This window comes from Pseudomonas sp. GW823-FHT02F05 (assembly GCF_058797315.1).
On sequence record NZ_JBXAJM010000025.1, the window covers coordinates 3933 to 27719 of the forward strand.

Annotated in this window: 16 protein-coding genes, 3 tRNA genes and 1 riboswitch; of the genes, 3 read left to right on the top strand and 16 right to left on the bottom strand. The window is 59.3% G+C overall.

All coding sequences use genetic code 11. From position 1 onward, the window contains the following. Position 1: 1 nt before the first annotated feature. The 7 genes from AC1RAC_RS24445 to ltaE form a co-directional block, all read right to left on the bottom strand. A tRNA-Arg gene (locus AC1RAC_RS24445) sits at positions 2-78 on the bottom strand. 72 nt (positions 79-150) lie between these two features. Beyond that, a tRNA-Arg gene (locus AC1RAC_RS24450) sits at positions 151-227 on the bottom strand. Between the two features lie 108 nt (positions 228-335). Then, positions 336-426, bottom strand: a tRNA-Ser gene (locus tag AC1RAC_RS24455). Between the two features lie 62 nt (positions 427-488). Beyond that, entirely contained in the window at positions 489-677 is a 189-nt protein-coding gene (gene csrA / locus AC1RAC_RS24460) for a carbon storage regulator CsrA (RefSeq protein WP_003175645.1), read from the bottom strand. A 174-nt stretch (positions 678-851) separates the two neighbouring features. After that, a complete protein-coding gene (locus AC1RAC_RS24465; RefSeq protein WP_197901179.1) occupies positions 852-2093 on the bottom strand; it encodes an aspartate kinase in 1242 nt (413 codons plus the stop codon). 95 nt (positions 2094-2188) lie between these two features. Then, on the bottom strand, positions 2189-4807 hold the full coding sequence (gene alaS, locus AC1RAC_RS24470; RefSeq protein WP_014719590.1) for an alanine--tRNA ligase: 2619 nt from the start codon (positions 4805-4807) through the stop codon (positions 2189-2191). A 146-nt stretch (positions 4808-4953) separates the two neighbouring features. After that, positions 4954-5958 carry a low-specificity L-threonine aldolase gene (ltaE, locus tag AC1RAC_RS24475; RefSeq protein WP_492617057.1) on the bottom strand — a complete coding sequence of 335 codons (1005 nt, stop codon included), beginning with the start codon at positions 5956-5958 and terminating at the stop codon, positions 4954-4956. A 190-nt stretch (positions 5959-6148) separates the two neighbouring features. Beyond that, positions 6149-6318: riboswitch (FMN riboswitch) on the top strand. A gap of 97 nt (positions 6319-6415) precedes the next feature. Here ltaE and AC1RAC_RS24480 point away from each other — a divergent pair. Together AC1RAC_RS24480 and AC1RAC_RS24485 are read left to right on the top strand one after the other, a co-directional pair. After that, positions 6416-6925, top strand: coding sequence for a 6,7-dimethyl-8-ribityllumazine synthase (locus AC1RAC_RS24480; RefSeq protein ID WP_054922336.1), 510 nt, complete (start codon positions 6416-6418; stop codon positions 6923-6925). Positions 6926-7063: 138 nt separating this feature from the next. Beyond that, positions 7064-8560 (top strand): M91 family zinc metallopeptidase, encoded by a 1497-nt coding sequence (locus tag AC1RAC_RS24485; protein WP_157717964.1) that lies wholly within the window; start codon positions 7064-7066, stop codon positions 8558-8560. On the opposite strand, the gene astE is transcribed toward AC1RAC_RS24485, so the two are convergent. The 7 genes from astE to AC1RAC_RS24520 form a co-directional block, all read right to left on the bottom strand. After that, the gene (gene astE, locus AC1RAC_RS24490; RefSeq protein ID WP_054922329.1) at positions 8547-9563 is read right to left on the bottom strand and encodes a succinylglutamate desuccinylase; all 1017 of its coding nucleotides are present in this window, start codon (positions 9561-9563) and stop codon (positions 8547-8549) included. The two genes, AC1RAC_RS24485 and astE, sit on opposite strands and share 14 nt — an antisense overlap. 11 nt (positions 9564-9574) lie before the next feature. Next, positions 9575-9862 (bottom strand): hypothetical protein, encoded by a 288-nt coding sequence (locus tag AC1RAC_RS24495; RefSeq protein ID WP_003175651.1) that lies wholly within the window; start codon positions 9860-9862, stop codon positions 9575-9577. A gap of 26 nt (positions 9863-9888) precedes the next feature. Then, positions 9889-11235, bottom strand: a complete 1347-nt coding sequence (gene astB / locus AC1RAC_RS24500) for an N-succinylarginine dihydrolase (protein WP_034128466.1) — start codon at positions 11233-11235, stop codon at positions 9889-9891. Positions 11236-11391: 156 nt separating this feature from the next. Beyond that, entirely contained in the window at positions 11392-12861 is a 1470-nt protein-coding gene (gene astD, locus AC1RAC_RS24505) for a succinylglutamate-semialdehyde dehydrogenase (RefSeq protein WP_161793223.1), read from the bottom strand. Continuing rightward, on the bottom strand, positions 12858-13883 hold the full coding sequence (astA, locus tag AC1RAC_RS24510) for an arginine N-succinyltransferase (RefSeq protein ID WP_003193612.1): 1026 nt from the start codon (positions 13881-13883) through the stop codon (positions 12858-12860). Before astA ends, astD begins: the two co-directional genes overlap by 4 nt. A gap of 51 nt (positions 13884-13934) precedes the next feature. After that, a complete protein-coding gene (aruF, locus tag AC1RAC_RS24515; protein ID WP_015885475.1) occupies positions 13935-14954 on the bottom strand; it encodes an arginine/ornithine succinyltransferase subunit alpha in 1020 nt (339 codons plus the stop codon). Positions 14955-15166: 212 nt separating this feature from the next. Next, positions 15167-16387 carry an aspartate aminotransferase family protein gene (locus AC1RAC_RS24520; RefSeq protein ID WP_492617058.1) on the bottom strand — a complete coding sequence of 407 codons (1221 nt, stop codon included), beginning with the start codon at positions 16385-16387 and terminating at the stop codon, positions 15167-15169. A gap of 388 nt (positions 16388-16775) precedes the next feature. Here AC1RAC_RS24520 and AC1RAC_RS24525 point away from each other — a divergent pair, with 388 nt between their 5' ends. Beyond that, on the top strand, positions 16776-21803 hold the full coding sequence (locus tag AC1RAC_RS24525) for a dermonecrotic toxin domain-containing protein (protein ID WP_492617059.1): 5028 nt from the start codon (positions 16776-16778) through the stop codon (positions 21801-21803). Positions 21804-21811: 8 nt separating this feature from the next. Here AC1RAC_RS24525 and argR read toward each other — a convergent pair whose 3' ends face one another. Both argR and AC1RAC_RS24535 read right to left on the bottom strand, forming a co-directional pair. Further along, on the bottom strand, positions 21812-22792 hold the full coding sequence (gene argR / locus AC1RAC_RS24530; RefSeq protein ID WP_034128470.1) for a transcriptional regulator ArgR: 981 nt from the start codon (positions 22790-22792) through the stop codon (positions 21812-21814). A gap of 218 nt (positions 22793-23010) precedes the next feature. Continuing rightward, the gene (locus AC1RAC_RS24535; RefSeq protein ID WP_054922314.1) at positions 23011-23775 is read right to left on the bottom strand and encodes an ABC transporter ATP-binding protein; all 765 of its coding nucleotides are present in this window, start codon (positions 23773-23775) and stop codon (positions 23011-23013) included. Between the last annotated feature and the right edge of the window lie 12 nt (positions 23776-23787).

Below are 23787 nucleotides of genomic sequence, written 5' to 3' on the forward strand. Positions count from 1 at the left end.
ATGGTGCACTCGACAGGATTCGAACCTGTGACCGCTCGGTTCGTAGCCGAGTACTCTATCCAGCTGAGCTACGAGTGCAGATTGTGTTTTTAGACCAGATCACAACTGGTTGAAGCCAAGCTACCTGCATCGCTGCAACTAACTCTTAAATGGTGCACTCGACAGGATTCGAACCTGTGACCGCTCGGTTCGTAGCCGAGTACTCTATCCAGCTGAGCTACGAGTGCATTTGTTGCCGCGCATTATAGGCCGTTCAATCTCTATGTAAAGCTATTTTTTCGAGTATTTTCAACAACTTACCGAAAAAACCAGATTGCAACGTACTAAGCAAATAATGGCGGAGAACGGGGGATTCGAACCCCCGACACCCTTTTGAGGTGTACTCCCTTAGCAGGGGAGCGCCTTCGGCCACTCGGCCAGCTCTCCGCAACACGGGGCGTATATTAACCACGTTCCTCCCCGTTTGCAAACATAAAAAACGATAAAAATTAAAGGCTTGGTTCTTCGTCCTTCTCTTTCTTGATCCGCAGGTAGATTTCCTCGCGGTGGACCGCCACCTCTTTCGGAGCGTTAACCCCAATACGTACTTGATTGCCTTTGACGCCGAGCACGGTCACAGTGATTTCGCCATCACCGATAATCAGGCTTTCTGCGCAACGACGAGTCAGAATCAGCATACCTTTCACCTCACGCATTTCAGTTCAGGAACAACAGTCTGCAAAAAAAAAGCATTCGACCTACAACCAAAAGGTCGTAGCCCTACTCGCTAAGTATTGTCGAGCCCATGCAAAAGACCATGTACCCCACAAAAAAATGAAAGGCGCGGTAAACCGCGCCTTCCTGGCAATGCATCACTCGCCCTGTCGGGCCGGCGCATCCAACTCAAAAGCCGTATGCAGCGCGCGTACAGCCAGCTCCAGGTACTTCTCTTCGAGGACGACCGAGACTTTGATTTCCGAGGTGGAAATCATCTGGATGTTGATACCTTCTTTGGCAAGAGCCCCGAACATACGGCTGGCAACGCCAGCATGGGAACGCATGCCCACCCCGACGATCGACACCTTGGCAATCTTGGTATCGCCGACCACTTCACGGGCGCCAATCTCGCTCGCAGTGTTCTGCAGGATTCTCAATGCTGCATCGTATTCGTTGCGGTGCACGGTGAAGGTGAAATCGGTGGTGTTATCGTGCGAAACGTTCTGCACGATCATGTCGACTTCAACATTCGCATCGCTGACAGGACCCAGAATCTTGAAAGCCACGCCGGGGGTGTCTGGCACGCCACGGATCGTCAGCTTGGCTTCATCGCGATTGAAAGCGATGCCGGAAATGATCGGCTGTTCCATGGATTCCTCTTCATCAATAGTAATGAGGGTGCCCGGACCCTCCTTGAAGCTGTGCAATACGCGCAGCGGAACGTTGTACTTGCCGGCGAACTCCACCGCACGAATCTGCAACACCTTGGAACCAAGGCTGGCCATTTCCAGCATTTCTTCAAAGGTGATCTTGTCCAGTCGCTGGGCCACGGGCACGACGCGTGGGTCAGTGGTGTAGACGCCATCCACATCGGTATAGATCTGGCATTCGTCCGCCTTGAGCGCTGCCGCCAGGGCCACACCGGTGGTGTCCGAACCGCCACGACCCAGCGTGGTGATGTTGCCGTGCTCATCCACGCCCTGGAAACCCGCTACAACTACCACGCGCCCTGCTTTCAGATCAGTACGAATTTTCTGATCATCAATTTGCAGGATCCGCGCCTTGGTATGTGCGCTGTCTGTAAGAATGCGCACCTGGCTACCAGTGTAGGACACCGCTGGCACGCCACGCTTGTTCAGCGCCATGGCCAACAGCGCAATGGTCACCTGCTCGCCCGTGGAGACGATCACATCCAGCTCACGCGGCAGCGGCTGTTGATCACCGCTGATGGCTTTGGCCAGATCGATCAGGCGATTGGTCTCGCCACTCATGGCCGACAGCACCACTACCAGGTCATCACCAGCATCGCGGAACTTCTTAACCTTGTCGGCGACCTGCTCGATTCTTTCGACAGAACCAACCGAGGTGCCTCCAAATTTCTGTACGATCAAAGCCATTTCCAAGCCGCCTCAGCCCGTAAAGGGGCGCCTAATATCCAATCCACCTGCACTGAACAAGCCCGTGACTAGACCACCGGCCGGTTAACAGTGCTTTAAATACCTGCCTCGACAAATGGCACGGTCAAGGCCAGGGCCGCGTCCAGCGCTGCGGCATCGACACCACCGCCTTGCGCCATGTCCGGACGACCACCGCCCTTGCCGCCCACTGTCGCAGCGGCTTGCTTCATCAAATCACCGGCTTTGAGTTGGCCAGTCAGGTCCTTGGTTACACCAGCAACCAGAACGACCTTATCCTCATGGACACTGCCGAGCAGGATCACTGCGCGGCCGAGCTTGTTCTTCAACTGATCGACCAAGGCCAACAGCGCCTTGCCATCCTGGCCGTCCAGGCGCGCAGCCAGGACTTTTACGTCCTTGACGTCAACCGCCGCGGCCGACAGGTCATCGCCCGCAGCGCTCGCCGCCTTGGCCTGCAACTGCTCCAGCTGTTTCTCCAGCGCACGGTTGCGCTCCAGTACGGCGGACAGCTTGTCGATCAGGTTGTCGCGGCTGCCCTTGACCAGGCCGGCCGCTTCCTTGAGTTGTTCTTCGGCTGCATTGAGGTAAGCCAGGGCCGCAGCACCGGTTACCGCTTCAATACGACGTACGCCCGAGGCCACACCACCTTCGCTGATGATCTTCAGCAGGCCGATATCGCCGGTGCGGTTGGCGTGGATGCCACCACAGAGTTCTACCGAGAAGCTGCCGCCCATGCTCAGTACGCGGACTTCGTCGCCGTACTTCTCGCCAAACAGCGCCATGGCACCTTTATTCCTGGCGGTCTCGATATCGGTTTCTTCGGTTTCAACCGGGGTATTCTTGCGAATCTCGGCGTTGACGATGTCTTCCAGGGCCTTGATCTGCTCAGGCTTGATCGCTTCAAAGTGGCTGAAGTCAAAACGCAGGCGCTGGCTGTCCACCAACGAACCTTTTTGCTGCACGTGCTCGCCCAGTACCTGGCGCAGCGCGGCGTGCAGCAAGTGAGTGGCCGAATGGTTCAACGCCGTGGCATGCCGTACGTCGGCATCCACCTGGGTGTCTACCGGTGCGCCCACGGTCAAGTTGCCCAGCACCAGCACACCGTGATGCAGGAAAGCCCCGCCGGTCTTGGTGGTGTCGCGCACATCAAAACGACCGGATGTCGAGCTCAGGAAACCGCAATCGCCAATCTGGCCACCCGACTCGGCATAGAAAGGCGTCTGGTCCAGTACCACAACCGCCTCTTCACCTTCGCTCAACACGTCGACCGACTTGCCGTCTTTATAGATGGCGACGATCTTGGCCGAGCCCGCAGTCGCCTTGTAGCCGGTGAACTCGGTCGGTACGTCAACCTTGACCAGGGTGTTGTAGTCCAGGCCAAAGGAGCTGGCCGAACGTGCGCGCACGCGCTGGGCTTCCATCTCACGCTCGAAACCGGCTTCGTCGACGGTCAACTCACGCTCGCGGGCGATGTCGGCAGTCAGGTCCATCGGGAAACCATAGGTGTCGTACAACTTGAACACCACATCACCCGGCACCACGGTGCCTTTGAGCTCAGCCAGGTCCTGTTCCAGAATCTTCAGGCCATGCTCCAGGGTCTTGGAGAATTGCTCCTCTTCAGCCTTGAGCACCCGCTCGATGTTGCTTTGCTGTTGCTTGAGTTCCGGGAAGGCATCGCCCATCTCGGCAACCAGCGCGGCCACGATCTTGTAGAAGAAGCTGCCGGTAGCGCCCAGCTTGTTACCGTGGCGGCACGCGCGACGGATGATGCGACGCAGCACGTAGCCACGGCCTTCGTTGGACGGCAGCACGCCGTCGGCGATAAGAAAACCGCAGGAACGGATGTGGTCCGACACCACCTTGAGCGAAGACTGGCCTTCATTGGCGCAGCCAATGGCCGCCGCCGAGGCGCTCAGCAGGTTGGTGAACAGGTCGATTTCGTAGTTGGAGTGAACGTGCTGCATCACCGCACTGATCCGCTCCAGGCCCATGCCGGTGTCCACCGACGGTGCCGGCAGCGGATGCAACACGCCATCGGCGGTGCGGTTGAACTGCATGAACACGTTGTTCCAAATCTCGATGTAACGGTCGCCGTCTTCTTCCGGCGAACCTGGCGGGCCACCCCAGATATCGTCGCCGTGATCGTAGAAAATCTCGGTGCACGGGCCGCACGGGCCGGTATCGCCCATGGTCCAGAAGTTATCGGACGCGTAGGGCGCGCCTTTGTTGTCACCGATACGGATCATGCGCTCGGCAGGTACACCGATTTCCTGGGTCCAGATGTCATACGCTTCATCGTCCGTCGCGTACACGGTGACCCAGAGCTTTTCCTTGGGCAGCTTCAGCACGCCGGTGAGGAACGTCCAGGCGAACGTGATCGCGTCTTTCTTGAAATAGTCGCCGAAGCTGAAGTTACCCAGCATCTCGAAAAAGGTGTGGTGACGAGCGGTGTAGCCGACGTTTTCCAGGTCACTGTTCTTGCCGCCGGCGCGTACGCACTTCTGGCTGCTGGTAGCGCGGGTGTAGGCGCGCTTTTCCTGGCCCAGGAAGCAGTCCTTGAACTGGTTCATCCCCGCGTTAGTGAACAGCAGGGTTGGGTCATTTCCTGGGATCAAGGAGCTGGAGGCTACACGGGTGTGACCTTGCTCTTCGAAGAAGCGAAGGAAGGCTTCACGGATTTCTGCGCTTTTCATTAGGTTCTTCCACGGAGGCTGCGGCCAAAGGCCAGTGCGCAACATCATCAGACGGAGCGACGGCAAAGGGCCGCATTATATCGGCCCTTTGCCGGTGGTACAGCGTGTTTATGTGATAGAAACAGTCAATTAGACGGCCTGCACTGTCATTTCTGCGAAAACGCGACGAATGTCTGCAGCACTTGCTCGATCTGCGCCCGGCTGACGTCCAGATGGGTGACCATGCGCAGGCGCGGCGCGGCACTCAACTTGACCCCACGCTCGGCCGCAAAGGCCTTCAGCGCCTGCGCCTGATCGCCTACCTGCACATACACCATATTGGTCTGCGCCGGCTCGACGCTGTAGCCGGCCTTGCGTAACTCATCGCCCAGCCATTGCGCGTTGGCATGGTCGTCAGCCAGGCGCTGCACCTGATGATCCAGAGCATACAACCCCGCCGCCGCCAGTGAGCCGGCCTGGCGCATGCCGCCGCCGACCATCTTGCGCAAGCGCCGAGCCTTGGCGATCAGCGCCGCCGAGCCACACAGCACCGAACCGACCGGCGCGCCGAGGCCCTTGGACAGGCACACCGACACCGAATCGAAGTGCTGGGCGATTTCTCTCGCATCCACCCCCAGCTTGACTGCTGCGTTGTAAAGGCGGGCGCCATCCAGGTGCAGGGCCAGGCCGTGCTCGTGGGTAAATGCCCGGGCCTTGGCCAGATAATCCAGCGGCAGCACTTTGCCCTGCATGGTGTTTTCCAGCGCCAGCAGGCGCGTGCGCGCGAAGTGGAAGTCGTCGGGCTTGATGGCTGCAAGCACCTGGTTCAGATCAAGGGAGCCATCAGCTTGAACCTCCAGGGGCTGCGGCTGGATCGACCCCAGCACCGCCGCACCGCCACCTTCGTATTTGTAGGTGTGGGCCTGCTGGCCGACGATGTATTCCTCGCCGCGCTCACAGTGAGCCATCAACGCCAGGAGGTTGCTCATGGTGCCGGTGGGTACGAACAGCGCCGCGGCAAAGCCCAGGCGCTTGGTCAACTCGGCCTCCAAGCGGTTAACGCTGGGGTCTTCACCATAAACATCATCGCCGCTGACGGCGCTGGCCATTGCGTCGAGCATGCCGGGGGTAGGTTGGGTCACGGTGTCGCTGCGCAGGTCGATCACGGTCATGAAGGGGGCCTCTAACGGAGTGGATAAGTCCTTTTGTGTGTGATTACTGCGGGCAAAGCCACGGAATATCAAGCCCCTATTGCATTCATTCGAATACCAACCAATCAAACCGATATAAGTTATCGAGACGGCAGCCGTGCAGTTTTCGAAAAACCATGTTAAAAACTCTCCGCCGCCAGGGTTCTGGCGGCAACGTTCTCAGGGCGGGGTGCAATTCCCCACCGGCGGTAATTGCACGCAATGTGCATAGCCCGCGAGCGCTTGGCGCCTTGAACTGCTCAGGCAGGACGGCGACAAGGTCAGCAGACCCGGTGTGATCCCGGGGCCGACGGTCATAGTCCGGATGAAGAGAGAACGGGATTGGCACCTAAGGGCCGCGCGCCTGTTTGCGCATGCGTACCCTTAAATCCCATTCGATTCATAACGCCCTGTTTTTTTCTTAAACAGGAGTCAGAACATGCAACCCACCGCAATCGACAGCAAAAGCAAAAACCATCACGGCGAGCGCGTCGCGTTTATCCAGGCCTGCTGGCACAAGGATATTGTCGACCAATCGCGCAAAGGCTTCCTCGCCGAAATGATCGCCCAGGGTTATCAGGAATCGGACATCGACTTCTTCGAAGTCGGCGGCGCCTTTGAAATGCCCCTACACGCCAAGTTGCTGGCCAAGACCGGCCGTTACGCGGGGATCGTCGCTGCCGCGCTGGTGGTGGACGGTGGCATCTACCGTCACGAATTCGTCGCGCAATCGGTGGTCAGCGGCCTGATGCAGGTGCAGTTGGAAACTGAAGTGCCGGTGTTCTCGGTGTCCCTGACGCCGCACCACTTCCATGCCGGCAGCGAGCACACCACGTTCTTCTATGAGCACTTCGTGCACAAGGGTCAGGAAGCTGCGCGCACCTGCGCCGATACCCTGCACAAAGTGCGGGCGATCTATCAAAGCGAGCCGCAAAAGCGCGTTAGCTGATTGCATCCGAGCCCTGTCCAGCCGAGTTTCCTTGGATCGACAGGGCATATATATAAGTAAAACCAGTGATTGATGTACCGACGATGTAATGGTTTTGAGGTTTACCTCAAAAGAGTTCCCATCATCAACGGAGTCAGCATGTCTGAGATTACCCTTCCAAGCGCTCCGCGCGCTCCCGATAACGTCTGGATGATTGACGGACGAATCAGCGACCCCATCAACCGCACCAAAAACCTCCAAAGGGGCCCGCACGCCCAACTGCCGTTAGCGTTCATCACGCTGCATGCCGATAATACCGTGCTTGTCGAGCGCGAATTGGCCGATGAACTGCACGATTACCTTGTGTTCACAACCACCGATAAAGCCGACCGAATCTGCGTCGACCTCCCCGCGCAAGGCGAAGGTGAAGGCCTCAGCGTCATAGTCAATACGCAACGTTTCCATGTCACCCTGAACGGGCTCAATCAGTTCGTGGTGTTCCGGACACAGGGCGGTGATGACCTAATTAATGTTGCCGACGATGTCACCCACCCCATCCTGATCGACGCCGGTGAAGGCAGTGATCGCATCTGGGCCGGAGGCGGCTACTCGCGCATTTTCGCCGGCCCCGGCGAAGATATGATCCTGACTCGGCGAGGCGCCTGCTATATCGAGGCAGGTGATGGAAACGACAAGGTTGTTGCCCTCGCCGACGGTGACATGACGGTCTACTCCGGCGCGGGGGACGATACCGTCATTGGCGCCCAAGGGCAGGCCTTTATCAATGGCGGAGAGGGCCATGATCATCTGACAGGGGGAGGCAAGCACAACATCCTGGTGGGTGGGCCAGGCGATGATATTTTACAGGCAGGCCCGCACAGCAATGTGATGTATGCCGGACACGGCATGGATCTGGCACTTCAGCTCAAGCCGAGGGACATAGTCTTCAAAGACTCCAACACCATCCTTGTTGCTGCGCAGCAGTTCAGCGTGCCCGCTTCCACATCAGGGAACAGCTCGCCAATAGATGTCCAGCAAGCGCGGGTGACCGATATCAATTACTACCCTCTGATCCACAGCGGCGTTCGAGTAGTCGGTAGCCTCCAGTTTCAACAACGAGTAAACGATGACCTCTCGCTGCTGGCCCAATCGCCGAACGGGCAACAATTGCTGCAAGCGCTGTACGCCGCGCAATTGATAGGCGGCACCCCAATCAATATCTATGAGTTGCAAGATGAGAGCAACGGGCTGTTTGCGCCGAGCAACGAATCGGAACCCAGGTCATTCATTGAGAATAATCAACGGGGCATACCGGCCTACGGTGGTTCGATCTACTACAATCCGACGTTCATCGGCAATCGAATGACCAACATACCGTTGCTTTATCACGAGCTGTGCCATGCGTACAACGCGGTCACCGGAACCACCCTGCCAGGATACAGCGAGGACGGTGTCGACGGCGACAAGGCCCGTCCGCTCATCCGCAACAGCGAACTGCAGGCGGTGGGCCTGCCTACAGACGCCCCCCCTTTCGACTTCGACAACGACCCGTCGACTCCACCCACCAATTCCAACCCGGTGTCATTCAGTGAGAATGGTATCCGCGAAGAACTGAACATGCCGCCGCGCAAACAGTATTCCTTTAACCCTGTTTAAGCTCCGCGGCGTCTTCTGAGGTCGGCACAATTAATATCCCCGCCCGTAGGCCATTCTTGACCTTCGGGTTGGGGAAAATGATATGCGCGCCCTCCTCCTCGATCACCCAACGGGTCTTGGCCACGTCTTCGGCCAACAGGTAGCCCTTGGCCAACGGCGAGAAGTTTTCCACATCCGCCGGCAGGTGCAACAGGAACGCGTCGCTGTGCTTGATCACTTCACGGGACACGGCAAACAGCTGCAGGCCGTCCAGGCTCTCGGTCACAGGCTCGGTGCCCTCGATGATCTGCGTGAGGCGAGCCTCCAGGAGACGCACGTCTACACCCTCGTTGTGCCCGAATGGTCGCGCCTTGCCCAATTCAAGGGTGAAGGCCTCGGCGCCCAACTGTTCATAGGTAAACGCGGTGAAGGTGATCGAGGTTTTATTCTGCAGCAACACCGCTTGTATACCGGCAGCGCGCAGGCGTGCCAGCTCGTGGCGCGAATGCTGGCGCCCTTCCTTCCAGGGATACAGCGCGAATTGTTCGATCTTCGAGCCACGAATCGCGGTGTGCAGGTCGTAATGCAGGCGCGAGCGGCCAGGCAGGCTGAAAAAGCTGCGGGCCAATTGCTCAAGCTCGGCGGCGCGCATGGCTTCGGGGCCAATGTTTTGTTCATGACGGCCATTGAACAGCCGGTTGACGTCCAGCTCGAGGTAACGCTCACCGCGGCGCATGGCCTCGGTATTACCGAACAGGAACAGAATACGGGTGCGGGGTTTGATCTCCCCGCGGGCAATGCCATGCAACAGGCGGTCGAGCAATTCGATCGGCGCGGTTTCGTTGCCATGGATGCCGGACGACAACAGCAAGTCGCTGCCGTTGTCCAGAGCTTCAGGAGGACGCACTTCAAGCGCGCCTTCGCTGAGCCAGCGCATCTGCACGCCGTCGACAGTCAGTTGAATTTTTTGCGCCGGTTCACGACCGGCGAGGGTCAGTTCAAGCAGTTTGCCGAGGGCGAGCATAAGCAGCTTCCTTAGTGGTTGCAGCCTGGGCCATGGACGTGATCGTCGTCGTCACCTTCAACGTCGGCCGGTTCCATTTCCAGTTGCAGGCTCATCAGGTTGGTGGCCAATGGGCGCATCAGCAGGTTGGCGTACTCGGCGTCGCCCTCCTCTACGTCTACGCCAATCAGCAGTTGGCCGCGGCCATCGTGCTGGATCCAGATCTCCTTGCCCTGCCAGACCACGGCGACGCGGGTGCAGGAGGTTTCCAGCTGGGTGCCGTCGGTGTCTTCAAGGATGAGTTTCAGGGTGTCGGTCATAAATAAAATATCTCAGCCGTGTGGCATTAATTGATCTGGAAAGGATAAACCGAGCCCAGTTTAAGGATCTGCGTCAGTTCATCCAGTGCCGTCCGGCACTCAAGCAGCAACTGCGGGTCAGCCAGGTCGGTTTCGCGCAGGCTGTCACGGTAGTGCTTGCCCACCCATTGGGTCAGGGTTTCGTACAACGGCGCAGTCATGATAACCCCTGGGTTCACGGCCGCCAGCTCGGTTTCGTTCAACGCCACACGCAGGCGCAGGCACGCCGGCCCACCGCCATTCTGCATGCTTTGCTTGAGGTCGAAGACCTTGACCTCGCGAATCAGCCCGCCGGAAGCGGTCAGGCCTTGCAGGTACTGCCACACGCGCTCATTGGCGCGGCACTCTTCCGGCACGATCAGCAGCATCGAACCGTCAGGACGAGTCAGCAACTGGCTGTTGAACAGGTAGGAACGCACCGCGTCCTCGACACTGACCAACGCGCGAGGCACACACACCGACTGGAAGTTGCCGCCCAACTTGCCCAACTTGCCGTGCAGCTCGGCAAGCATCTGTTCGGTGTTGAGGAACGCATCCTCGTGATAGAACAGCACCTCGCCGTTGCCCACCGCGATCACATCGTTGTGGAACACACCCGCGTCGATCACCGCCGGGTTCTGCTGGGCGTAGACCACACCGTCATCCTTCAAGCCATGCAGGCGCGCAACGGCCTGGGAGGCTTCGAGGGTCTGGCGCGCCGGGTACTTCTGCGGGGCCGGGTAACGGGGGTCGAAAGCACTACGGCCGAAGACGAAAAACTCCACGCCCGCCTCGCCGTACTCACGACAGAAACGCGTGTGGTTGGCCGCGCCTTCATCGCCAAACTGCGCCACGGCCGGCAAGGCGGCGTGGTGAGCGAAATGCTTGCCATCGGCGAACATCGCCCCCAGCACGCGACTGGTGGTGGGGTGCTCGATGCTGCGGTGGTATTTGCAATTGAGGTTGGCAGCGGTGAAATGCACACGGCCGTCTGCGGTGTCGGCACTTGGGCTGACGGTGGCGGCGTTGGCTACCCACATGCTGGATGCCGAGCAGCTCGCTACCAGCAAAGGCATGGCCTGCCTGGCAGCCTGCTCGATCACCTGAGCGTCGGTGCCGCTGAAACCCAAGCTGCGCAAGGCGGCTACATCCGGGCGCTCCTGGGGCGCCAATACACCTTGCACAAAGCCCATGTCCATCAGGGCTTTCATTTTCTGCAGGCCCTGCAACGCCGCTTCCTTCGGGTTGGAAGACTGCTGGCTGTTGCTTTGGGACGCGACGTTGCCGAAGGACAAACCGCCGTAGTTATGGGTCGGCCCCACTAGACCGTCAAAATTGACTTCACAGGATTTCATCGGCGAGGCTCCACAAACATCTGTTTTTATAGGCATCAAATCACTTGAATACACCACAGATCCATTGTGGGAGCGGGCTTGCTCGCGAAAGCGGTGGTTCAGTCACTTCAAATATTGAATGAAACACCGCATTCGCGAGCAAGCCCGCTCCCACATTTAGATCAGCGTTATACCTGGCGTGAGCGTTGCCGGGACTATCAGGCTTGGCGTTTCCAACGACGCCACCGGGTACGCGCAATAATCCGCCGCGTAATAGGCACTGGCGCGATGATTGCCCGACGCCCCGACACCACCGAACGGCGCGGTACTGGCAGCGCCGGTCAACTGCTTGTTCCAGTTGACGATACCGGCGCGGCTTTCCAGCCAGAACTGCTGGTAACGCGCTTCGGAGTCCGACAACAGGCCAGCGGCCAGGCCGTACTGGGTGTTGTTGGCCTCAGCGATGGCACCGGCAAAATCCGCATAGCGGATCACCTGCAGCAGCGGGCCGAACAGCTCTTCGTCTTCACGTTCCGTCACCCCGGTTACGTCGATGATTCCAGGGGTCAACAATGCGGCCTGAGCCTGAGGCTGGGTCATCTCCAGCAGTGCCACGGCGCCATTGGCCAACATCAGTTCCTGGGCTTGCATCAAGGCTTTGGCCGCAGCCAGGGAGATCACCGACCCCATGAACGGCGCCGGTTGCTGATCGAAAGCGCCCACTTCAATGCTCGCACTCACCGCCACCAGGCGCGCCAGCAAGGCATCGCCCCAGGCACCTTGCGGCACCAGCAAGCGGCGCGCGCAGGTGCAACGCTGGCCCGCCGAGATAAACGCCGACTGGATGATGGTGTACACCGCCGCATCCACGTCGGCGACTTCGTCCACGACCAACGGGTTATTACCGCCCATTTCCAAGGCCAGGATCTTGTCGGGCCGCCCTGAGAATTGCTGGTGCAAGTGGTTGCCGGTGCGGCTGGAGCCGGTAAAGAACAGGCCGTCGATGCCTGGGTTGGCCGCCAGGGCGATGCCGGTTTCCCGCGCGCCTTGCAGCAGGTTGAGCACGCCCGCCGGCAAACCGGCTTCGATCCAGCACTGTACGGTCAGCTCGGCGACCTTGGGGGTCAGCTCGCTCGGCTTGAACAGCACGGTATTGCCCGCCAGCAACGCCGGGACGATGTGCCCATTGGGCAAGTGCCCAGGGAAGTTGTAAGGGCCGAATACCGCCACCACACCGTGGGGTTTATGGCGCAACACAGCGGTGGCGTCGCCCAGGGGGCCGCTCTTCTCGCCGGTACGCTCGCGGTAGCTTTGCACCGAGATCGCAATCTTGTTGGCCATGCTGGTGACTTCAGTGGCCGACTCCCACAGTGGCTTGCCGGTTTCTTCGCCAATGCAGCGGGCGATTTCATCGGCACGGCTTTTAAGCGTAGCGGCGAAGGTTTCCAGCACGCTGATGCGTTCTTCGAGCGGGCGCTTGGCCCATGCCGGGAATGCCTGACGCGCAGCCTGCACGGCGGATTCGACCTGTTCAGCACTGGCACCATTGCCAGCCCACAGCACTTGCTGAGTCACCGGGTTGCGCGATTCAAACAGCTCACCCTGGCCAGCCAGCCAGCTACCTGCGATATACAGCGAATTCATTATTTGGACTCCCGAGCAGCAGACAACGCAACAGCACGTACTTGATCACCCACCACCAATTGCAGGCGCTTGGCGGTCTGTGGATCGACCACCAGCGTACCTGCCGCCAGACGGGCCGGAGCGGCGGTGATACGGCATTCTTCGCGCTTGCGGTTATGGATCAGGAACGGCGTGGCGTCGTCCCCCGGCGTGCCGATGGCCAACACCAGTGACTGGCTGTCGCGCACCGCACGGATCTTGCTGGTTTCACATTCCACCGCCGGGCCGGCGTCGAAAATATCCACATAGCCCTGGTAGCTGAAGCCTTCGCTCTTGAGCATGCTCAGCGCCGGCTCGGTGTCCGGGTGGACCTTGCCGATCACATTGCGCGCGTCTTCGGAGAGAAAGCAGCTGTACAGCGGGAACTTGGGCATCAGCTCGGCGATAAACGCCTTGTTGCCCACGCCCGTGAGGTAGTCGGCCTGGCTGAACTCCATCTTGAAGAAGTGCCGGCCCAGGCTTTCCCAGAACGGCGAACGCCCGGCGTCGTTGGACACACCGCGCATCTCGGCAATGATCTTGTTGCCGAACAGTTGCGGGAACTCGGCGATAAACAACATGCGCGCCTTGGCCAGCATGCGACCGTTGAGGCCGTTGCGGTAATCGGCATGCAAAAACAACGAGCACAATTCGGAATTACCGGTGAGGTCGTTGGCCAGGAACAGAGTCGGTATCTCACGGTAGATATTCAGTTCCTGGGAAGCGCTGACAGTCAGCCCAACCCGGAAGTTGTACCACGGCTCGCGCAGGCCAACGGCGCCAGCGATGGCGGAGATTCCCACCACGCGGCCTTCGTCGTTTTCCAGCACGAACAGGTAGTCGGCATCGCCGCGCCCGGCTTCGCCGCGAAAGGTTTTTTCCGCCCAGCCAACCCGGTGGGTCAGGCGCTCTTCGTTGGCCGGCAAGGTGGTGAGGCCGGTGCCGGTGCTGCGCGCCAGATCAATCAGGGCCGGTAAATCGCTGCTGCGTACGGGACGAACGATCATGCTATCTCCTCGAACGGGCCGCTGTTGTCAGCCACCCGCGAAACTCTGTTTTTATACCGCAACCAAACGCACGCTCGCGCCTTCGCCAACGCCCAGGGCTTCGGCGGCCGCCAGGTCCAGGGTCACTGGCTTGCCGGGCGCGTAGTCCAGCTCCAGCATCACCGCACGGTAATCCTGCAACTGCGCGTTGCTCACCAGGTACTGACGACCGACGCCCTTGACCATCTCGCCGATCTTCACCGGCACCACGCGGCTCTGGGCAATCGAGCGAATGCCCGACACCCGTGCGTGCAGCGTCGGGCCACCGTCGAAGATGTCGATGTAATGGTCAGTTTCGAAACCTTCACGCATGAGGATGTCGAAGGTGATTTGCGCACGCGGGTGCACCTGGCCCATGGCTTCTTGCGCTTCGTCCGGCAGCAGCGGCACGTAGATCGGATAGTGCGGCATCAGCTCGGCGAGGAAGGTACGGCTTTTCAGCCCGCACAGGCGCTCGGCGGCGGCGTAGTTGAGGTCGAAGAAGTTGCGGCCAATGGCATCCCAGAACGGCGAGTCACCGTTCTCGTCGCTGTAGCCGACAATCTCGGTCACCACCGAGTCGGCAAAGCGCTCGGGATGGCTGGCGACAAACAGCAGTCGGCCACGGGAATTGAGTTCCGACCACGGCGAACCGACCAGCGCAGGCTTCACGTAGAAACTGGTGAGCAGGCTGTTGCCGGTAAGGTCGTGGCACTGGGAAAGCACGTGGATCTTGTTGTGGATCTTCAGCTCGCGGGAGGCGTGCACGAAGGTCTCGTTACGAAAGCTATAGAACGGCTCGGAGTAACCGGCCGAGGCCACGATGGCCGAGCAGCCGGCGAGCTTGCCGGTCTCGGTGTCTTCCAGCACGAAGAAATAGCTCTCTTCACCGTTGAAACTCACCTCGGCCGCAAAAGAAGCTTCGCTGGCCGCGATCTTGTCGCTCAGGCGTTCCACATCATCCGGCAAGGAGGTGACACCAATCGGGCTGTCCGCAGCCAGACGCTGTACCTCGCCCAGATCAGCCATTTGCGCGGGGCGCATCACCAGCATGGTGTCACTCCTTAACTCGAAAACTCACAGAGGAAAAAATGCCGGACACAGGCCCTGGATACACATCGGTCTCAATGTGTCAGCAGATCCATGTGGGAGCTGGCTTGCCGGCGATACAGGCAACTCGGTATATCAATGTCACCGAGGTGATGCTATCGCAGGCAAGCCAGCTCCCACATGTGTTCAGGTCCGGCCAATAAAATGTGTCGCTATCAGGCTTGCGTCAACGTCTTCACAGCACGCTCAAAACGATCCAGGCCTTCATTGATGTCCGCCTCTTCCACCACCAGGCTCGGCGCAAAACGCACCACGTCGGGGCCGGCTTGCAGGATCATCAGGTTTTCTTTCTCGGCCGCGTTGAACACGTCCTTGGCCTTGCCTTTGAAGGCATCGCTGAGTACGCAACCGATCAACAAGCCCATGCCACGCACTTGGGTGAAGATGCCGTACTGCTTGCCGATCTGCTCCAGGCGCGCCTTGAACAGGTCGTGCTTGGCATTCACACCCGCCAGCACTTCTGGGGTGTTGATCACGTCGATCACCGCTTCCGCTACCGCGCACGCCAGCGGGTTGCCGCCGTAGGTGGTGCCGTGGGTGCCGACTACCAGGTGCTTGGCCAGGTCTTCACGGGTCAGCATCGCCGCAATCGGGAAGCCGCCGCCCAGGCTCTTGGCGCTGGTGAGGATGTCCGGGGTCACGCCGTAATGCTGGTAGGCAAACAGGTGGCCGCTGCGGCCCATGCCGGTTTGCACTTCGTCGAACACCAGCAGCGCGTCGTTCGCGTCGCACAGTTCGTGGGCGCCTTGCAGGTAAGCCAGTTCGGCTGGCAGTACGCCGCCTTCACCTTGGATCGGCTCCAGCACCACGGCGCAGGTCTTGTCCGACACCGCGGCTTTCAATGCGGCCAGGTCGTTATAAGGAACGTGGGTGATGCCGGTGATTTTAGGCCCGAAACCATCGGAGTACTTCGACTGGCCACCGACGTTGACGGTGAACAGGGTACGGCCGTGGAAGCTGTTCAGCGCGGCGATGATCTCGTACTTCTCGCTGCCAAAACGGTCGAACGCCACGCGACGGGCCAGCTTGAAGGCGGCCTCGTTGGCTTCGGCGCCGGAGTTGCAGAAGAACACGCGCTCGGCAAAGGTGGCGTCGATCAGCTTGTGGGCCAGGCGCAGCGCCGGCTCATTGGTGAACACGTTGGAGACGTGCCAGAGTTTGTTGGCCTGTTCGGTCAAGGCACCGACCAGTGCCGGATGGGCGTGGCCTAGAACGTTAACCGCGATGCCGCCGGCAAAGTCGATCAGCTCTCGACCGGCCTGGTCCCACACGCGCGAACCTTGGCCACGCACAGGAATAAAGGCAGCAGGTGCGTAGTTGGGCACCATCACCTGGTCGAAATCGGCACGTTGCACCGGGGCTTGCTCAACGGACATCGGAGTCTCCTGAAGAGGAACGCCTGCCTGGAACTGGCGGGCGATGCAGGGATTGTAAGGACAGTTTTCAGTGGGGCCTTGTCGCCAAGCGACAACTTCTTATAGCGCCAACCCGTGTTTTTCGCGGGTTTACGCCAATGCGACAAATAGCGTCGCAATGGCGCAGTTTAAACGCTGCGGCAGGTTTACGTCAGGATCATGCAGCGAAAGGGTTGGCGCGCCCTGACGATCTAACCGCGCCTACCTGAGTTCCGGGCAGCACGGCCTGATAAGCAAGGGAGACAAGCGCAAGATCTGCAGATTTCGTTGCGGGCATCACTATATATGCTCCCGCCCTGCATCAAAGTTGGTGTGATGTCGCTGCCTCAACTCAATGAAGATCCAGCCCATGCCCACCCCAACTCAAACCTCGCTCTCCCAACACCTCGCACAAGTCGCAGCCGTAGTGCCCGCCGAGGTCAACCCCCGCCTACCGAAATGGCTAGGGAACGCCTCAAGTGCCCGGCGCCAGGCCCTGAAAAACAGCCCAATTGAATTCGCCGATTGGTATGGCGATGCCAACCGCACCCAGCAAGCTCCCGCCAAGAAGGCCCTGGAGAACAGTTGGAAGGCACAAAACCAAGTCGACAGCGCCCTATCCACGCTCCAATCCCCGCAGGCATTTGCCGCCCCCTTGCTGCAGCAGGCACTCAAGCAGCAGTACGACGCCGACTGCGACGTCAGCGCTATTTACCTGCGCTTGTATATCCCACAGACCACACCGCTGCTTCCCATAGAAACTGGCGCCAAAACCTGGACCGTTTCACTGGTGGAGGCGGCATTGCACAACTTTGATGCGGACGAAAGCAAGCCGACGGCATATGCCCCAGAGTCGACATTCATTACTCAGCCCTCCGCCACCGGGCAATTCAACACGCTGCCCCAATTACGCGAGAAAATCAGCATCGCGCAATTCATTGGGTTATGCCGCACGCTGGATGTCGGCAAGCAATACCAGCGCTACCTCAAGAACCTTTTGGGCTTCAATGACGCGGCGATCAAGGCTCAACTGCGCCAAAAGGTCATCAACAGCCTGAAAGCCGACGCCCAAGCCAGCTTGCATATGGCGCAGCTGAAAAAAGATGTATCGCCCCAAGCGTTCAATGCACTTCGCAGCTTTCTCAAAAACCTGATCGGCGACCTGAACGGCAGGCCGTTGCTGTGCCATGACCTTAGCCTGATGAACGCCCCCTTGACCGGCATCGTGCTGTTCGCCGCCGACCTGGAGACCAATCGCAGCGCCGTCCCGATGGTGGCCTACATTCCGGGCGACCCGCAATCGCCGCTCAAGTATTACGCCAACGGTCAGGCTTTCATGCAGGACCTGGCGAACAAACTGCGCAGCGCCGACTATCAGGCGTTTTTCAGCCGTTTCGTCAGGCATGAACAGCGTGGCTACTTCTTTGCCGATCTCAACAGCCGCTTATCACAGGTCGTCTGGCACGAGCATGTTTCGGGCGACCCCCGCCCTGTCTGGCGTGACGAACCCGTGGCCAAAACCAACCTGCAATTCTATGCGACGAAAATCACCAACGACCTGTACGAGCACCTGTATGAGAACAAGCTTGATAAGTTGCTCAACGATGCTCGCGTAACGGCCATTCCCACCGCCGACGCTGACAGAAATGCTCGCTGGCGGCACTGGGAGGTTGTGCAGAAAATCGGTGAAGCCATTCTCGAAATCGCCGCCTTCATCGCAACACCCTTTGTTCCGCCGCTGGGCTTACTGATGCTCGGCTATACCGCCTATCAACTGCTCGACGATGTGTTCGAAGGCGTGCTCGACTGGGCCGAAGGGCTCAAGCGCCAGGCATTCGGGCACCTGATGTCAATCCTTGAGCAAATGGTCCAACTGGGGATGTTCGCGGTCGGCGCACCGATAGCCGAAAACCTGTTGCGACAGACGCTACCGAAGGCGCTATGGGACTTCTTTGACAGACTCACTCCGGTGACCACCGACCGTAAAACCCGTCTGTGGAACCCCGACCTGGCGCCCTACGCCCACGACATTCAACTGGTTCCAGGGTCGCGCCCCGGCCCGCAGGGATTACATGCCCATCAACAAAAGCAGATCCTGGCGCTGGACGGGCAATTTTTCTCCATCAAACAACCCTCGGGCAACGCTAGCCTTGAACACCCTACGCGCCCCCACGCTTACCGCCCACGCGTACTGAGCAATGGCAAGGGCGCCTGGTTGACGCCCGTGGATCGCCCGTTGACCTGGAATCGCACCACCTTGCTGCGCCGGCTCGGCCCATCTGCCGAAGGTATCAGCGAAGCCGGTCTTGAAAGAGCCAGTCGCATCAGCGAGACCAATGATGACGTCCTGCGCAAACTGTACGTGGACCACCAACCGCCGCCGCCGCTGTTGGCCGACACACTCAAGCGCATCCGGATCGATGAGCAGCTGCAAACTTTCATCGACCAGATGAACAGCGATGACCCTGCGATGTATCAGAAGGCTGATACCCAAACGCAACTGTGGCTGCTGAGCCAGACGGGCCTATGGCCCGAATCCAAGACCCTGCGGTTTCTCAACGCCAAAGGTGAAACCGTCTGGGAGCACAAAGGCCATAAAAACGCCGCCGTGGCACAGATACACGAAGCCCAGATGAACAAGGGCGATTTGCTGACGATCGTGCTGGAAACCTTGAACGAGTCGGAACGCAAAACCTTGCTTGAAGAGCCGTTCGGCCCCACGCCCACCCTGCCTGCACGCACCGCCAAACTGCGCAAACAACTGGCACGCGCAGCTCAGAAAAGCCGCGCCTCGCTGTTCGACTCGCGTTATCGCGGGCTGGAGATAACCGCTGACGCACGCCTGCAAACCATCATCGACGCCGCGCCCGGCCTGCCAACGAGCGCCGCCGAAGACGTATTACGCTGCTCCACCGGCCAGCAGTTGCTGGACATCGACCAAGGCAAGGTACCCGCGCCGGTACTTGAGCGAGCACGCTGGGCCGCTCATCACGTTCGAATCAGCCGGGCGCATGAAGGGTTGTACATGACCGCTCTGGAAAACAGCGACACCCACCGCCTCGCCCTGCACTCGCTGGAAAACCTGCCGGGCTGGTCGCCGTCTGTGCGCCTGGAAGTGCGCGATTTCAAGCAAACCGGCAAGCTGCACGATGCGATCGGCGCTCCTGAAGCACCGATCAAACGCACCCTGGTGCGTACCATCGACGGCGAGTACATCCCCGAAGACGAAAAAGGCATGGTGCTTGCCGAAACGGATTTTTACACTGCCGTCCTGCAGGCCCTGCCTGACACTCAGCGCGATGCGCTGGGCATTCATATCGGCCAGGGTCCGTTGTTGCGGCAAACCTTGAGCCAGCGCCCCCTGACACGTGAAGCGCTCGGCGCGTTGTTGGCCCAGGATCCAGTGCGCAAACCTGCCTACGACCCGAGGCTGATGCGCCTGCCCGGCGGCATGGAAGGCTACCCCGCCACACCGCCAGAGGCCGGCAACACCCCCGAATTGGCGTTGTTACACGAGCTGTACCCTGGCCTGAGCCCGCAAGAGCTGACTCAGACACTGGACATTTTGAACAGCTATCCCAGCACTCCCTTACAGACGCTCCGCTACCTGAAAAACGAGCTTTTACGACTGAAAACCGATCTGATGGCCTGGCGCTCGAGCCTCTTGCAGGCCTCTCTCAACACCGATGCCCCGCTACCCCCTTCCACCGTCGCCGAAGCGGAACTGCACCGCTGGATATGGACACAAGAACTGCTCCGCGGCTGGCGCCATGAAACGCCGATCGATACTGACCACGCAATCGGACGCACACTGAACCTTGGCTACCCCATACACGGCGAACTGCCTGTACTCAATGCAAACTTCGATCACATTTCCAGTTTGACGCTAAAGGGTTACTCCACTACCCGGGGAGCGCCAGGTTTCCTCACCCACTTCCCCAACCTACGTACGTTGCATCTGAGCGACGTTGCCCTCAACACAATTCCTCCCGAGGTCATCGCACTTTCTCACCTTGACAGACTGACGCTGCGCAACTGCAACCTGACCCTGCAAAACCGCGCAGACCTAGATCCCTTCACAGGACTCAAAAGCCTGGACCTGTCCAACAACAATCAGCTGTCACGGTCTCCCAACCTTGGGCACATGCCCGAACTACAGACGCTGAACCTGAGCGGAACCCATATCTCCCTGTTTCCCGAGAACTTGCTCAATCGCCCCCAACTAGTCAGCGCCGATCTGAGCAACAACTATTTGAGTCGGCTGCCTGATTTGATCTTCCAGCTGCCAGGCAATGCCGCCAAAGCCTTTAACCTGTCAGGCAACGGGTTCTCACGCGCCACGCTGCAGAGGATCAAAGCCTATTGCCAGATAACCGGCGAACATTTTGGTGCTGATGCCAACCCCGCGCAGCGGCTTATGGTGCAAGCGCTTTACCCCAAGTACAGCGTCGACCAGGCGAATAACTTCATCTTCAGGCTGCCCGGCGGCCTGGACGACTCAATGGCACACTTGGTGCGCTTGAAAGCGGACTACGAGCGTCTTCAAGCCGATTTGCAGGAATGGATAGTGAGTGTGCCGGCGCAGCATCCGCGTACGAGGGCACCACTGGACGAGCAAGCCCAGGCTCAGCAGCAGTTGGTGCGAGACGAACTCAAAACAGTGCTGGAAGCAGCCTGGCGACGGGAAACCGCTCTGGACTCCGACCAAGAGCCGCCCGCCGCCTCCCATGAAATGGAAGTGACGCTGGCGCCGCTAGGCGATCTACCGTCATTGAATATCGATTTCGAGCACATTTCGAAGCTGGAATTGAGAGCAGAGGAAACTACGTCGATTCCCCAGGGATTTCTCGAGCACTTTCCCAACCTGGAAAGCCTGCTGATCTACCGCTATGCCTTGAACGACATTCCTGGCGCCGTGTTCAATCTACCCAAACTCAAGTCACTGAGCCTTGCAAACAGCCATATTCGCTTGACCACCACCAGCGCCGACGCCCTGAGCGACCTGCAGAACCTTGAGTACCTGGACCTGAGTCATAACCCGCTGGGCGTCGCGCCCGACATCAGCAAAATGTCGGGACTGACAGGTTTGATGATCGAAGAAGCCGGCCTCACGCAAGTGCCGAACGGAATATTCAACCTGCCATCGCTTGATCAAGTGAGCTTGCGCAACAACCAGATTAGCGAGCTACCCAGCGACCTCCTTGAAATGGATGCAGACAGAGCCCAGGGCTTCGACCTCAGCGGCAACCCCTTCTCGCCCGCGGCGATCGCCATGCTGCGCAGTTATTACAACCGCACGGCGGTAAGTTTCGATGTACCGGAAGCTTTACAACCCCCGCCGATCAATCCCAACCAGGACTCCGTCAGCGGTGGACACGACACAGAGGGCGATGAATAGCCCGCCGCTCAACCGCGCTCGGAGGGCACCGACGACAACTCGAACGGGCTGCTGCTGCGCCGTTGGTTGCGGTCTTCACGGGGAGTAGCGCCGAAGAAGTTACGGTAGGCGCTGGAGAAATGCGGCCCCGAGGAGAAGCCGCACGACAGGCCGATCTGGATGATCGACTTGCTGGTTTGCATCAACATCTGGCGCGCCTTGTTCAGGCGCAGTTCCAGGTAATACTGGCTGGGAACGCGGTTAAGGTACTGCTTGAAGATGCGCTCCAGCTGTCGTCGTGACACGCACACGTGCTGGGCAATTTCATCGGTGGTCAGCGGCTCTTCAATATTGGCTTCCATCAACAACACCGCCTGGGTCAGCTTCGGATGGCTGGAGCCCAGGCGGTTTTGCAACGGAATGCGCTGGCGCTCGCCGCCCTCACGGATGCGCTCCACCACCAATTCTTCAGACACGGCACCGGCCAACTCGGCGCCATGGTCACGGGCCAGTACCGCCAACAGCAGGTCAAGTACCGACATGCCGCCGCAAGCGGTCAGGCGATCACGGTCCCAGTCAAACAGGTGGCTGGTGGCGATGACCTTGGGGAAACGCTCGGCGAAATCGTCCTGCCAGCGCCAATGCACGGCAGCACGATAACCATCCAGCAAACCAAGCTGGGCCAATGGGTACACGCCCGCCGATAACCCGCCGATCACGCAACCAGCCCGAACCAGCTGCTTGAGCGCTGTGCTGAGCTGCGAGGCGATGGCGGCAGGCGGCTCATCCGCCAGCAGGAACAGTTTCTGAAAACCTTCCAGCTTGCCGGCCCACGGCTCGCCCGGCAGTTGCCAGGCCCCCTCGGTTTGCGGCTCGGCCTGCAGAAACGACAATTCGTAGACCACATCCGGATGCACCCGCTGAGCAACGCGCAAGGCCTCCTCAGCCAGCGCAAGCGTGAGTGCTTTTGTGCTGGGCCAAATCAGGAAACCAATTTTGTGGGCGGTCATGGAGTGCTATCCGGAGCGAAAACGGTGAAAGAAGCTGTGGGCCAATGCTAGCCCGTAAACCAACACAAATCTCAAAAACAATGAAGCCCTGCCCTCCTGTAGGAGCGAGCTTGCTCGCGAAAAACCTGAGAACGCCACGGGGTATCAGGCTTCCCGCGTTATCGTTGACGATCTTCGCGAGCAAGCTCGCTCCTACAGGGGATGGGTGGCAACCTTGACTATTTCAAGCTGCCGGACAGGAATTGCTGAAGGCGCTCGGACTGCGGGTTCACCAGCACTTCCCTCGGATTGCCACGCTCTTCAACAATGCCTTTGTGCAAAAACACCAACTGGTTCGACACTTCCCGGGCAAAGCCCATTTCGTGGGTCACCACCACCATGGTGCGGCCTTCCTGGGCCAGGTCCTGCATGACCTTGAGCACTTCGCCCACCAACTCCGGATCCAGCGCCGAAGTAGGTTCGTCGAACAGCATCACCTCAGGTTCCATCGCCAGCGCGCGAGCAATCGCTACGCGCTGCTGCTCGCCACCGGACATGTGGCCCGGGAACGCATCCTTACGATGGCCCACGCCGACTTTGGCCAGGTAATGCTCGGCCTTTTCACGGGCCTCTTTCTTCGATATGCCCAACACGTGCACCGGGGCTTCCATCACGTTTTCAATCGCGGTCATGTGCGACCACAGGTTGAAATGCTGGAACACCATGGACAGGCGTGAACGCATACGTTGCAGTTGCTTGGGGTCGGCGGCCTTCATGGCGCCGTCCTTGCTGGCCACCAGTTTCAGCTCTTCGTTATTGAGCAGAATCTTGCCGGCGTGGGGCTGCTCCAGCAGGTTGATGCAGCGCAAAAAGGTACTTTTGCCCGAACCGCTGGAACCGATGATGCTGATCACATCACCGGCGGCGGCGGCCAGGGACACACCTTTGAGCACTTCATGACTGCCATAGCGTTTATGCAGGTCTTGGACTTCAAGCTTGTACATGCGGTCGGTTCT